At 48.0% G+C, this 13118-nt stretch carries 10 protein-coding genes; 7 read left to right on the forward strand and 3 right to left on the reverse strand.

The window, feature by feature from the left end:
• Nucleotides 1-196: 196 nt before the first annotated feature.
• The 3 genes from EJO50_RS11045 to argB form a co-directional block, all read right to left on the reverse strand.
• The gene (locus EJO50_RS11045; protein ID WP_125974170.1) at nucleotides 197-847 is read right to left on the reverse strand and encodes a pyrimidine 5'-nucleotidase; all 651 of its coding nucleotides are present in this window, start codon (nucleotides 845-847) and stop codon (nucleotides 197-199) included.
• 56 nt (nucleotides 848-903) lie between these two features.
• Nucleotides 904-1335: a CBS domain-containing protein gene (locus EJO50_RS11050; protein WP_125974172.1), complete on the reverse strand. Its 432-nt coding sequence runs from the start codon at nucleotides 1333-1335 to the stop codon at nucleotides 904-906.
• 168 nt (nucleotides 1336-1503) lie between these two features.
• Nucleotides 1504-2379: an acetylglutamate kinase gene (argB, locus tag EJO50_RS11055; RefSeq protein ID WP_046352625.1), complete on the reverse strand. Its 876-nt coding sequence runs from the start codon at nucleotides 2377-2379 to the stop codon at nucleotides 1504-1506.
• Nucleotides 2380-2672: 293 nt separating this feature from the next.
• On the opposite strand from argB, the gene EJO50_RS11060 reads away from it, so the two are divergent.
• The 7 genes from EJO50_RS11060 (at nucleotide 2673) to EJO50_RS11090 (ending at nucleotide 13113) form a co-directional block, all read left to right on the forward strand.
• Nucleotides 2673-3314, forward strand: a complete 642-nt coding sequence (locus tag EJO50_RS11060; RefSeq protein WP_125974174.1) for a TetR/AcrR family transcriptional regulator — start codon at nucleotides 2673-2675, stop codon at nucleotides 3312-3314.
• Nucleotides 3307-4389: an efflux RND transporter periplasmic adaptor subunit gene (locus tag EJO50_RS11065; RefSeq protein WP_125974176.1), complete on the forward strand. Its 1083-nt coding sequence runs from the start codon at nucleotides 3307-3309 to the stop codon at nucleotides 4387-4389. Before EJO50_RS11060 ends, EJO50_RS11065 begins: the two co-directional genes overlap by 8 nt.
• Before the next feature lie 4 nt (nucleotides 4390-4393).
• Nucleotides 4394-7471: an efflux RND transporter permease subunit gene (locus EJO50_RS11070; RefSeq protein ID WP_125974178.1), complete on the forward strand. Its 3078-nt coding sequence runs from the start codon at nucleotides 4394-4396 to the stop codon at nucleotides 7469-7471.
• Nucleotides 7472-7669: 198 nt separating this feature from the next.
• Nucleotides 7670-8989, forward strand: coding sequence for a TolC family outer membrane protein (locus tag EJO50_RS11075; RefSeq protein ID WP_125974180.1), 1320 nt, complete (start codon nucleotides 7670-7672; stop codon nucleotides 8987-8989).
• Between the two features lie 82 nt (nucleotides 8990-9071).
• Nucleotides 9072-9401 carry an H-NS histone family protein gene (locus EJO50_RS11080; protein WP_125974181.1) on the forward strand — a complete coding sequence of 110 codons (330 nt, stop codon included), beginning with the start codon at nucleotides 9072-9074 and terminating at the stop codon, nucleotides 9399-9401.
• A gap of 251 nt (nucleotides 9402-9652) precedes the next feature.
• Nucleotides 9653-11773, forward strand: coding sequence for a UvrD-helicase domain-containing protein (locus EJO50_RS11085; protein ID WP_125974183.1), 2121 nt, complete (start codon nucleotides 9653-9655; stop codon nucleotides 11771-11773).
• A 224-nt stretch (nucleotides 11774-11997) separates the two neighbouring features.
• Complete coding sequence (locus tag EJO50_RS11090) at nucleotides 11998-13113, forward strand: response regulator (RefSeq protein ID WP_125974185.1); 1116 nt, start codon at nucleotides 11998-12000, stop codon at nucleotides 13111-13113.
• Nucleotides 13114-13118 lie beyond the last annotated feature (5 nt).

Consider the following 13118-nt stretch of genomic DNA (forward strand, 5'->3'; position numbering starts at 1 on the left):
TAGCACTCCCCCGATACTCGTTCAAGATCGGAAAACATTTGATTACATCTATCAGCCAGATACTTGGCATTTAAATGCTTCGCCAATCAGGCAAATTAGCGTGATGCTAAGGTTATTGCTCGGCACACAGTGGCGCTTGGCAAGCACAAGTACACGCACAATTCAGCCAGTGTTACCGGATCAAAAATAGAGTTTTTTATTTTCCCGCATAGAGCCACCGCCCACGCCTGGCAATATCTCCCAGCTTAGAGATACTTAAATCAACCATTTCGGCCCCATAACTGCGCGGATTAATCCACACCGTTTTCATCCCCAGCCGCTTGGCTGTTTTTAAATTGGCCAGGGTGTCTTCCACCAAAATACAGCGCCGTGGATTGAGCTTAAAGCGCGCCAATAGGCGCCGATAAGCCGCAATCTGCGGCTTGGGAATCAGATCAACATCTTCTACGCTCACCACGCTGCGGAAACAATCATCAATTTCCAACGCCAGCAGCATAGCCATCGCATACTGGCGCGGGCCATTGGTAAAAAGTAATTTATCCCCCGGCAAGCGACGAATCGCCACAGATAAACCCGGCATAGGATGAACGGTCGAGAGCAGCTCGCTCAAAGGATGAGACATACACAAAAAGTGCCGTGGATTAATGTGCGGGTGGTGGTGGCGAAGCCCAAGCATCGTTGCTCCATAACGTAACCAGTAATCGACACGTAAATCTGTAGCAGCCTGTTCACTCAATTGTAAATGCTGGGAAAGATAAGCTGTCATCGCCCGGTTAATTACTGGAAAGGCATGCAAATCGGCATTGTGAAGCGTGTTATCAAGATCAAAAATCCAGACTGGTTTCATTGTTTCAGCGTAAAAAAAGACCAGCCTTGCTGGTCTCGTGGGTGACTGAAGGCGACTCAGGAATGAATGTACTGCTCCAGCTGGGCAATTGTGAATTTTTGTTCTTCGATAATTTCCCGTACCAGATCACCAATTGATAATACACCTAATACCTTATCACCATCTAAAACCGGCAGGTGGCGAATACGTTTTTCACTCATGATAGTCATACACTCATCGATAGTGGCCGATGGTGGCACGCAGAGTAATTTGCGCGTCATAATTTCCGAAACTGACGTTCCTGCCGAAGTCTTGCCCATCAGAATCACTTTTCTGGCGTAATCACGCTCTGAAAAAATCCCAACCAAATGGTTTTCTTCTATCACCAGCAGTGCACCAATATTTTTCTCTGCAAGCACCTGTAAAGCCTGATAAACCGATGCCTGCGGGGTCACTGACAAAATATTATCGATGGCTTTTTCTGCGAGTAACTGGCGCGCTGTCTTCATACTGGCATCTCCCTGATGGCTTTGATCTTTAACTTTAGTAGGCCAAACGTAACATGCAAGAAAAGACTTAGATTACTTTTCACAAAAAAACAAGACCAACACGCATAAATCCCGGCTCGAAACTGCAGATAACACGAAATCTGCCTGCCCCGACCGGATTAATCAGAATCACTTCGCACGAATCATCGTGCCCACGCCCTGCTCGGTCAGCACCTCCAGCAGCAGCGCGTGTTTTACACGGCCATCTATAATGTGCACAGCGTTCACACCGCTCTTGGCCGCATCCAGAGCAGAGGAAATTTTTGGCAGCATGCCGCCAGAAATCGTGCCATCGGCAAATAACTCATCGATACGTTTGGCAGAAAGCTTCGTAAGCAAATTGCCTTCCTTATCAAGCACACCGGGCGTGTTAGTCATCATAATCAGCTTTTCGGCGTGCAGCACTTCGGCCAGCTTGCCTGCCACCAGATCGGCATTGATATTGTAGCTTTCGCCATTCCTGTCTACGCCAATCGGCGCGATCACGGGGATAAAATCACCTGCGTCGAGGTGAGCCACGATGGTTGGATCGATGGATTCAATTTCACCCACCTGGCCAATATCTAGCAACTCATCTGAGCTATCTTTCAGATACATTTTGCGGGCCTTAATAAAATGCCCGTCTTGGCCGGTTAAACCGACCGCTTTCCCACCATGTTTATTGATCAAGGAAACGATTTCCTTGTTCACATGGCCACCTAAAACCATCTCGACCACATCCATGGTTTCGGCATCAGTCACGCGCATGCCCTGAATGAACTCGCCTTTTTTGCCGATACGGTCAAGTAATTCATTAATTTGCGGGCCACCGCCATGCACGACAACCGGGTTCATCCCGACTAATTTAAGCAGCACCACGTCACTGGCAAACCCTTCTTTTAACTCGGGTTCGGTCATCGCATTACCACCGTATTTAATGACGATGGTCTTATCAAAAAAACGCTGAATATAAGGCAAGGCTTCCGAAAGGATTTCGGCTTTTTCTTGCGGGGTAATCGTGGTCATAGCTTATCCAAAAACATAGCTAACAGCCTGTCGGACTTAGGCCGTCGTAGCAAAAAATTGCATGGTTGAGGCCAGATTTTGCCGGATTACAGCACCAATAACATGTTATTGGTTAAAAATACGGCGAAATATGGGCCAGTCAGGTGATTTTGCAGCCTGCTGATATTTAATCCGGCAAGCTACCCGAGAGCTAAATTCTAACAGCCTCTCAAGCATGCCCGCGCTTTATTTTTGACAAAAACAAGCCACCCCCTAATAATAAATGAATATTTATTTATTAACTTAGGTTGACCATGTTATGTAAACGCTGGACCCGCCGTAAAGAAGCTCGCCCTCTGGAAATTCTGGAAGCTGCGCTGGGGCTATTCGTCAGCAAGGGCTATGCCGCAACCAAAATGACCGATATCGCTAAAGCGGCCGGAGTAACCTGCGGCACACCCTACATTTATTTCGCCGGAAAAGAAGAAATTTTTGAAGCAGTAATGCGTGAAATATTATTGCCGCGGCTTACTCTGGGCCATGAATTACTTGCAAACTTTCAGGGAAATTCTGCTGATCTGCTAAGAGCAATGCTTAAGACGTGGTGGCAAGCAATAGGCGAAAATCAGCTGTCTGCATTTCCCAAACTGATGATCACCGAGGGCAGCAATTTCCCCCTGATCACCAAAATTTATCAAGAAGAATTTGTGGCCCCCGGCAATAAATTATTGCGCCAGATCCTGGAGCGCGGCATTGCCAGCGGTGAATTTCGGGTAACCGATATAGATTATGCCATAGAAGTTATCTCTTCCCCGATTATCATCGCCATGCTTAGCAGACACACGCTCATCAATTGCCTGCCCGATCAGTTTGACCCCGAAAGATTTCTCAATACCACTCTTGATACCCTCCTTAACGGCCTCATCGCCCCTCTTCAGGACAAAACACATGAATAAAGCAATTCCACTGCTACTGGTAAGTGCAGTGCTACTCTCCGCCTGCAAGGAAGAACCCAAACCTCAGGAAGAAATTCGTCCTGTCCGTACCATTACCCTTGCCACAAACGCAGCAAATAGCCATGCGGAGTTCTCCGGTGAGCTGCATGCCCGTCAGGAAAGTGCTCTTGGATTTAGGATTCCGGGTAAGCTCATTAGCCGTCTGGTTGAGATCGGCACAGAAGTAAAAACCGGTACGCCACTGGCCAGAATTGATGCGCAGGATATGATTCTCAACGCTGCTGCAGCCAAAGCCCAGGCCGAATCAGCACAGAGCCAGCTCGATCAGCTCGAACTCGATCTCACCCGCTCACAGGAACTACTTGCCAAAAAGTTTATAAGCCAAGCCGATGTAGACCGCCGCCAGACGGCTGTTATTGCAGCGCAAAAACAGCTGATTCAGGCCCAGTCCCAGCAACAGCTGGCACAAAATCAGGCAGGCTATACCACCCTGCTCGCAACGAGCGATGGGGTTATTACGGCCACGCTCGCCGAACCGGGCCAGGTGCTGGCTGCCGGTCAGCCGGTCGTGCAACTCGCCAAAGCAGGCGAAATCGAAGTCTTTATTGATTTGCCAGAAGCGCGCAGCTCCGATTTAAAGCCTGGCCAGAAAACTGAAATCAGCCTCTGGGCATTACCAGGCAAAACCTTTAATGGAAAAGTCCGTGAAGTCTCTCCAGCCGCAGATCCGCTTAGCCGCACTTACCGTGCAAAAGTGACATTAGAAAATCCATCAGAAGACATTCGTCTGGGCATGAGCGCCACGGTAAAAAGCAACCAGAGCAGCAAAACTGAAAGCATCACGACCCTGCCACTCTCCGCCATTTATGGAAAAAGCAATGAGCAACGTGTCTGGCTAGTTGAAAACACTAAGGTAAAAAGCAAGGTTATTCAAGCGCACATTGATACTCAGCACAAAAATAGCGAGCAAGTACAGGTACAAGGCCTGAAAGCAGGGGATATTGTTGTCACTGCCGGCGTGCACCTCTTACGTGAGGGGCAAGCCGTAAAACTGCTGCCTGCACAGGGAGAATAAAGCGATGCAAAAACCCGATTTTACTCAGCAGCGCTTTAACTTATCAGCATGGGCGCTTAAACATCAGTCACTCGTGCTGTACCTGATGGTGGTGCTCACCCTTGGCGGTATTCTGGCCTATGGCAAACTGGGAATGAAAGAAGACCCGGAGTTCACCTTTAAAGCCATGGTGGTCAGAAGCTTCTGGCCAGGAGCAAGCGCACCAGAGATGGAACAGCAGGTTACCGATAAGTTAGAAGAAGCCCTGCAAGGGATCGCCTATATCCACTTCACCAAAAGCTACTCCCGCAGTGGTGAATCCCTGATCACAATCATGCTGCATGAAGATCAGAAAAATAATGTGGCCGATGCCTGGTACCAGGTCAGAAAGCGCATTAACGATGCCAAAGGAAAACTGCCACCGGGAGTAGCCGGGCCATTTTTTAATGATGAGTTTGGCGATACCTATGGCAACCTCTATGCCTTTACCGGCGATGGATTTACTTATCCCGAGCTAAAAAAATACATTGAGCTTGCTCGAGCCGAGTTACTACGCATTCCTGATGTCAATAAAGCGCTATTGATTGGTCAGCAAGATGAAAAAATTTATGTGGAATATTCCAACGCCAAGCTGGCCAGCCTGGGTATATCGCCATTTCAAATTAACAAAGTCATCGCAGCCACCAATACCATCACCCCTGCAGGGGCCATTGAAGGCAAGGACGAGCACATTTATTTACGCGTAAGTGGTGGCTTTAATGCTGTAGAGCATCTGCGCAGCCTGCCAATTACCGTGGCAGGGAAAACTTTTTTACTGGGTGATATCGCACAGGTATTTCGCGCCACAATCGATCCGCCACAAACCAAAATGCGCTTTCAGGGGCAAGATGCGGTTGGCCTGGGTATTTCAATGCGCAAAGGAGGCGATGTCGTAAAGATGGGCCAGCAAATTGATGCATCCCTAGCCAAAATCAGAAGTAATTTGCCGGTTGGTATTGAAATACATACTATTTCTGACCAGCCTGCCGTCGTTAAAAACGCCATCCATATTTTTATGAAATCACTGCTGGAAGCCATCGTAATTGTACTGGCGGTGAGCTTTTTAAGCCTGGGTTGGCGCACCGGAGTAGTAGTAGCACTGTCAATTCCGCTAGTGCTGCTGCTCACCTTTCTTGGCATGAATATTTTCAATATCGAGCTGCAAAGGATTTCGCTGGGCGCACTCGTGATTGCGCTGGGGCTTCTGGTCGATGACGCGATTATTGCCGTAGAAATGATGGCATTAAAACTCGAGCAAGGCTGGAGCCGCTTTGAAGCCGCCACCTTTGCCTATACCTCAACCGCTTTTCCCATGCTGACCGGAACACTAATTACGGCCGCTGGCTTCTTACCCGTGGGGCTGGCTAAATCAGATGCAGGAGAATATACCTTTTCCATCTTTGCCGTGATCGGCATTGCCCTGGTGCTGTCATGGATTGTTGCCGTGGTGTTTACACCCTATATGGGCTACCACCTGCTGCCCGAAACCCCGCGTCATGAAGAGCACGATGTGTATCAGGGAGGTTTTTACGCGCGCTTTCGCAAGCTGGTCACCTGGTGCGTTACATGGCGTAAAACGGTGATTGCAGCCACTTTGGGCGCTTTTCTGGTGGCTGTTGCTACCTTTGCCCTCTTTATCCCTCAACAGTTCTTCCCGGCCTCGGCACGGCCCGAGCTGATGGTCGATATGTGGTTGCCCTATACCGCCTCGTATGACGCCACCGAGCGCGAAGTAAAGCGCATGGAAGCCATCGCCATGAAAGACCCTGATGTAGCACATGTCACCAGCTATATCGGTGTTGGCTCGCCCCGCTACTACCTGCCACTTGACGAACAAATGCCAAACTTGAACTTTGGCCAGCTCACCGTCATGACCAAAGATGAAAAGGTAAGAGAAAACGTCTATAAGCGCCTGAACAAGAAGTTTGCCGAAGACTTCCCGCTGGTACGCGGACGTGTCACCCGTCTGGAAAACGGCCCGCCTGTAGGCTATCCGGTGCAGTTCCGTATTAGCGGAGAAAACCCAGTCAAGCTCAATCAAGTTGCGGCTGAGCTGGCCGAGGCAATGCGCCAGAATCCACATACCCGCCAGGTCCATACCGACTGGGGCGAAAAAGTAAAAGTGGTTCGTTTACTCACTAAACAAGATCGCTTACGCCAGCTGGGGCTCACTTCACAAGAATTAGCAACTTATCTGCAAATGGCCGTTTCAGGTACTACCGCCACGCAATACCGTGAAGCCGATCAGAGCATTGATGTGGTTACCCGCCTCACCGGCAGCGAGCGCACCCGTCTCGACTTTTTAAAAGATCTGCGCGTGCCTTTGCCATCGGGACAATTTGTACCGCTTTCCCAACTGGCAACCTTGCAACTGGAAAACGAAGAGAGTCTGATCTGGCGACGTAATCGGGTCGCCACGCTCACGGTGCGTGCCGATGTGGCAGGAAGTGCCCAGGCCCCCGACGTGAGCAATGCGCTAATGCCTAAGGTGCGGGAGATCGAAGCCAAACTGCCTCAGGGCTATCACATTGAAACCGGCGGCACATTGGAATCATCTGCCACAGGACAGGCTTCGATCAATAAAGTCATGCCGCTGATGTTGCTGGTAGTCATGACTCTACTGATGCTGCAGCTGCAAAGTATCCAGCGCATGATTATGGTGCTGCTCACCGCCCCGCTGGGTTTGATCGGCGTGGCCATTGCCCTGCTGTTGTTTCAAGCGCCCTTCGGGTTTGTAGCGATGCTGGGAGTGATTGCACTTTCAGGCATGATTATGCGCAACTCCGTGATTCTGATGGATCAGATCGAGCAGGATCGCGCAGCCGGGGATGATGCATGGACCGCCGTAATTGAATCGGCCGTCCGGCGCTTCAGACCCATTATGCTAACTGCTGCAGCAGCCATTCTGGCCATGATTCCACTCACCCGAGATACATTCTGGGGGCCAATGGCTATTGCCATCATGGGCGGCTTATTTGTCGCCACAGTGCTCACGCTTTTATTCTTACCGGCTTTATATGCGGCATGGTTCAGACTTAGCCCGCCGGAAGTGCAAAAAACATAATGCAAAATAAATAATTAATGCAAAATTACAACAATTTATAAAAAAGAAAGGGAATGCCTTTGGGCACGGGCAAATTCCCTTTTCTTTTTAAATCCGGCCGCAGTGAAACATCACTTTCAGTGTCATTTTTTGCACTTGAAAGGCCGCCCCGGACAAAATATTTAACAGCATATTTAACAAAAAACCGAGACACTCATAATGAAAAAAACATTAATTGCACTGAGCATAGGCATTTTTTCCCAACAGCTCTTTGCTGCCGATCTACTTGAATCCTGGTATGCCGCACAAAAATATGACGCCAATTTTGCCGCTGCCCGCGCAGGACTTGATGCCGGCCGGGAAAAAGCCGAACAGGGTAAAGCCTTATTATTGCCGCGTATTTCTCTTTCCGGAAATGCCAATCGCAGCGTAACTGAGTACCGCGCAGAAAACCGCAGCACGATATCCAATAATGGCAATAGCTATGGTTATGAGCTAAAACTTGCCCAGCCTATTTACCGGGCAGAAGCATTTGCCGGAGCAGATCAGTTAAAAAAACAAACCGAACAGGCTGAAGTGCAATTTCGCGTTGCCGAACAAGATTTAATTCTGCGTGTAGCAAAAGCCTATTTCGAAGTTTTAGGTGCGGAAGAAAAAGTAAAACAGACAACTGCCCAAAAAGAAGCCGTTGCCCAGCAACTGGCTCAGGCAAAAAAATCTTTTGAAGTAGGTGTTTCCACCATTACTGATACGGATGAAGCTCAGGCTCGCTTTGATGCTATTAATTCAGCAGAAATTGCCGCGCATAATGACATGGCAATTAAACGCAATACTTATGAACAACTAACCCAGCTTAATCCGCTTAATCTCAAACCAATTAGTAACCGCCAGCAGCCAACCCCGCCCCAGCCTAATGATATGACAACATGGTTGCAACGTAGCGAGAATGGCAGCTTAGTGATTGCAGGCCAGCAATTAGGTTTGGATATTACCAGCCGTGAAATTGATAAATACCGTTTAGAAAGTACTCCGACTCTCGATTTAATCGCAGGCTATGGTGATTCATGGAATTCTGCCGGCATATCTAAATCGGGTGGATTAGACCGCACGGGCTCCGGACAAATTGGTTTGCAATTATCGATTCCTTTGTATACAGGAGGAGATCGTTCATCCAAATTACGGGAAGCTCTTGCTAAAAAAGAACAACAACGCCAAACAGTAGAAGCAAGCCGCCGTGATACAGCTCAATTCACCAAACAAGCGTTTTTAGGTGTGAGTTCAGGTGCAGCACAAATTATCGCTTTACAACAGGCGCTTAAATCTAGTGAATCATCATTAGCATCAACCAAATTAGGCAGAGAAGTGGGTGTGCGTACAACTATTGACGTACTTAATGCCGAACAGACTTATTTCTCAACCCGTTATGACCTTACCGTAGCACGCTACACCTATTTGTATGCCCGTCTGCAATTGGCGGCAACCAGTGGAGAATTGTCTGAAAAAGATCTAAATTCAGTAAATCTTTGGCTAGGTAATTAAGAAAGCTTGAATTGTAGTGAATAGATATCCATAATCCGTTCGGTGGAGTACCCCAATTCAAAGACCCAAGGAGAGAATTACCATGATTGATCTATCCCCACTAAGCTATAGCCAGTTAGTTGAACTCAAGAAGAACCTGGAAGTTGAAATTGTTCGCCGTAAAGAATCAGAAAAACAAAACCTGATTGCTGAACTGCAAAACTTGGTTGCTTCCAAAGGTTTCTCATTGTCTGATGTTTTAGGCACAAGCAGCGACAAAAAAGCAGCTAAAAAAGCAGCTTCTACAGCTAAAGCGCAATTCCGCAATCCTGCTGATCCAGAACAAACTTGGACTGGTCGTGGCCGTAAGCCACAATGGGCAATTGAATTCCTGGCAACAGGTCGCTCATTAGAAGAATTGCGCATTGCTTAATTCGGCGCTTTTTATAGAATGACGAATAGACCCGTAGTGCCTTGATCTATAAGAGATACTGACGCAATAAAAATTAGATAGTGATCTGATTCCCATTGTGAAAGGCCTTTTAAAATGAAAAAGAAACCGTAAATATCCGTATAATTTTATAAAAAACCGAAGCTTTGCACGTAAGACCAAACAAGGCAGCCTAGGCTGCCTTGTTTGTATTCTGCAGTACAATCCCCCTTTCTTATCTGTGAATCATTGCCATGTCGCATCCTCTCACCGCAAAACTAAACCCTGAACAGGCCGCAGCCGTTGAATTACCCCCGGAACATGCGCTTATTCTTGCGGGCGCTGGCAGTGGAAAAACCAGTGTGCTCACTACCCGTATTGCCTGGCTTTTATCAACAGGGCAATGCAGCCCGGCCGGTTTATTATCTGTTACTTTTACCAATAAAGCCGCCAAGGAAATGCTCTTACGTATTACTTCAATGATGCCGCTTAATCCCCGTGGATTATGGATAGGTACATTTCATGGTTTATGTAATCGCATGCTGCGTTTACATTGGCGCGATGCCGGCTTACCCGAAACTTTTGCAATTTTAGATTCTGCCGAGCAACTGTCTCTAATTAAACGTATTTTGAAAGCTTTAAATATTGATGATGAAAAATATCCGGCAAAAGTTGTTCAGCAATATATTAATGGCCATAAAGAAAATGGCCGCAGAGCCAGTGATGTAGACGCATGGGATGATTATTCGCGCATGCTGCGATTAATTTATGAAGAATATGAGAAGCAATGCCAACGGGAAGGCGTTGCTGATTTCTCTGAATTATTACTGCGCTGCTACGAATTACTTTCTAAAAATGAATCATTACGAACCCATTATCAAAGCCGTTTCCGCCATATTTTAGTTGATGAATTTCAAGACACAAATAAACTGCAATACGCTTGGTTAAAGCTTTTAGCCGGCCAGCATAATGCACTATTTGCCGTAGGAGATGATGATCAATCTATTTACGCATTCCGTGGTGCCAATGTAGGGAATATGCATGATTTTCAAAGCGATTTTTCTGTAAAACATGTAATTCGTTTAGAGCAAAACTACCGCTCCCAAGGCAATATTCTAGATGCTGCCAATGCCGTTATTAGTCATAACAAAAATCGTTTAGGCAAAGAATTATGGACGAGCGAGCCCGCTGGCGAACCAATTCGTGTATTTGAAGCTGCAACCGATTTTGAAGAAGCGGCTTTTATTGTAGAAGAAGCACAGACCCTGATGAGAGAAGGCGCAGCAGCTCGCGACATTGCCATTCTTTATCGCGCCAACGCCCAATCACGTGTTATTGAGCATGCTCTGTTTACCGCAGGTGTGCCCTACCGGGTGTATGGTGGCTTACGCTTTTTTGAGCGCCAGGAAATCAAACATGCTTTGGCCTATTTACGGCTTATAGCCAATCCGGGAGACGATAACGCCCTGCTGCGCGTGATCAACTTCCCCACCCGGGGCATTGGTGCGCGCACAATAGAAAGTATCCAGGAAACCGCCCAGCATGCCGGAACAACGCTTTGGCAAGCAGCCTGCTCCGGAGCCGCCGGACGCGGGGCTGCAGCGGTCAGGAAGTTTGCAGAAATAATCGAAAGCATGCGCTCACAAGCCACCGGTCTTGCCATGCCAGAACTAGTTGACATGATGCTTGATCTGTCTGGCCTACGCGCCCATTATCAGGCAGACAAAGAAGGTGAAGAGCGGCTTGCCAACCTGGGTGAGCTCATTAATGCAGCCACCAGTTTTGTTCAGGAAGATGAAAACAATCTGATCGCCTTCCTGTCCCACGCCAGCCTTGAAGCGGGCGATCATCAGGCAGGCGCGCATGAAGAAGCTCTGCAGCTGATGACTGTACACGCCTCCAAAGGGCTGGAATTTCATGCGGTATTTTTATGTGGCCTTGAGGAGGGCTTATTCCCGCACGACAACAGCATGAATGATGCCAGCGCAGTAGAAGAAGAACGCCGCCTGATGTATGTTGCCATTACCCGGGCTCGCCGCCGCCTTTACATTACCCTGGCACAAAGTCGTATGCTGCACGGGCAGACACGATACGCCGTAGCCAGCCGCTTTATGCAGGAAATTCCACAGCAGCTGCTAAAATTCCTGAATCGCGGCTACGCGCCGCAAGGCTATTCTGGTCCGGCTGCCGTTGCTGGCAAAGCCCCTACTCCCGAGCATGGACTTGCCATTGGCATGAATGTAGAGCACCCCAAGTTTGGTAAGGGCGTCATTACAGATCATGAAGGCGGGGCAAGTGGCAACGTGCAGGTCAATTTTGCAACGGCAGGATCGAAATGGTTGGCAGTAGCCTATGCCAAACTAAAAGTACTTTGATGCTTTAAGCTCAAAGTTGGCAAGCAAACAGCAAATCCTGTTTGCTTACTGACTCAATTGAGTTCTACACCCTGTCCACAGTAAAACATGGCAGGATTAATGCGCTTTATCATGGACAGTACGCCTCAAATCATGGCTGAAAAAATAAGTGCCTTCTCGGTTATCTCATCAGCCACTGCTAAGCGCAAAGCGACTAACAGCCCCCCGATGTTGCCACTTTACGCGTGTTGATCATCGATCCTATTGCAGAGACAAGACGCAATATCAGCATGACGCTGGGGCAATACGGAACCAGTCACATCGACCATGCCAGCAATAGCACCGAAGCCTTAGCCAGCATGAAAAAACTTAAATACGAGCTGATTCTTTGCGAATATGATCTAGGAAAAGGTCAGGATGGTTTGTTTTTATTTGATGAAGCAAGGCGGCTTGATCTACTCAAAACCTCCTCCATTTTTATCGTCATCTCCGCCGAACGGCAGGCCCAAAAAGTACTGGGTGCCGCCGAGCAATCTCCCGATGCTATTTTGCTCAAACCTTTCACTGGAGAAATGCTCTACAGCCGGGTGTTCAGCGTTTTGCAAAAGAAAATACGTTTTAAGTTGGTTGATGAAGCCATCATGGCGCATGATTTTTTAACTGCAATTCAACTTTGCAGCAAGGCAGCCAATACCAGAGCCGAATACACTCAGGATTTTTTACGCTTAAAAATTCATTTATTGCTGCGTATCAGCGATTGGGTCAGTGTGCGGGATCAATGCCGACAACTATTGGTGGAGCAAGAATTACCATGGGCTAAAATAGCTCTGGGTAAATCACTTTACCAACTCAAAAGCTATCCGGAAGCGTTAACCGTCTTTAAAACAATCATTAACGAGCACAAGCACTCCCTGGAAGCCTACGACTGGCTTGCACGCACACAGCAGGCTATAGGCGAAGATGCCGCAGCACAAGAAACACTCAAACAGGCGATTCATAAATCACCCTTTGTCGCAAGCAGGCAGCGCCAACTAGGTGAAGTGGCACTTAAAAGCGGAGATTTAGCTACCGCCGAAAGTGCCTTGCTGGAAACCGTTAAAATTGCCCGGCACTCATTTGTACGTAATCCTGCTGATTATGGCCTGCTAGCAGATGTGCAGATCAGCCGCGGCAATGTGAGTGCGGCAAAACTCACTGTAGAAGAAATCCGCAAGGATTTTAAAGACCCACAGGTGAATGTGCTCGCCGATGCGCTAGATGCAGATATCTATATGCATCAGGGCGAACCAGAAAAAGCACAGAACCAGCTTAAAACAGCATTAAACCAACTCGCTCAGCTAACCCTCCCCCTTCTGCCATAGTAGGC

The sequence above is a fragment of the Iodobacter ciconiae genome (assembly GCF_003952345.1).
Taxonomy (GTDB): Bacteria; Pseudomonadota; Gammaproteobacteria; order Burkholderiales; family Chitinibacteraceae; genus Iodobacter; species Iodobacter ciconiae.

Bases quoted from the DNA above. Each gene is read 5' to 3' on its own strand.
- EJO50_RS11085 (WP_125974183.1), top strand. From the start codon at position 9,653: ATGTCGCATCCTCTCACCGCAAAACTAAACCCTGAACAGGCCGCAGCC.
- EJO50_RS11045 (WP_125974170.1), bottom strand. From the start codon at position 847: ATGAAACCAGTCTGGATTTTTGATCTTGATAACACGCTTCACAATGCC.
- EJO50_RS11050 (WP_125974172.1), bottom strand. From the start codon at position 1,335: ATGAAGACAGCGCGCCAGTTACTCGCAGAAAAAGCCATCGATAATATT.
- EJO50_RS11070 (WP_125974178.1), top strand. From the start codon at position 4,394: ATGCAAAAACCCGATTTTACTCAGCAGCGCTTTAACTTATCAGCATGG.
- EJO50_RS11075 (WP_125974180.1), top strand. From the start codon at position 7,670: ATGAAAAAAACATTAATTGCACTGAGCATAGGCATTTTTTCCCAACAG.
- argB (WP_046352625.1), bottom strand. From the start codon at position 2,379: ATGACCACGATTACCCCGCAAGAAAAAGCCGAAATCCTTTCGGAAGCC.
- EJO50_RS11060 (WP_125974174.1), top strand. From the start codon at position 2,673: ATGTTATGTAAACGCTGGACCCGCCGTAAAGAAGCTCGCCCTCTGGAA.
- EJO50_RS11080 (WP_125974181.1), top strand. From the start codon at position 9,072: ATGATTGATCTATCCCCACTAAGCTATAGCCAGTTAGTTGAACTCAAG.
- EJO50_RS11065 (WP_125974176.1), top strand. From the start codon at position 3,307: ATGAATAAAGCAATTCCACTGCTACTGGTAAGTGCAGTGCTACTCTCC.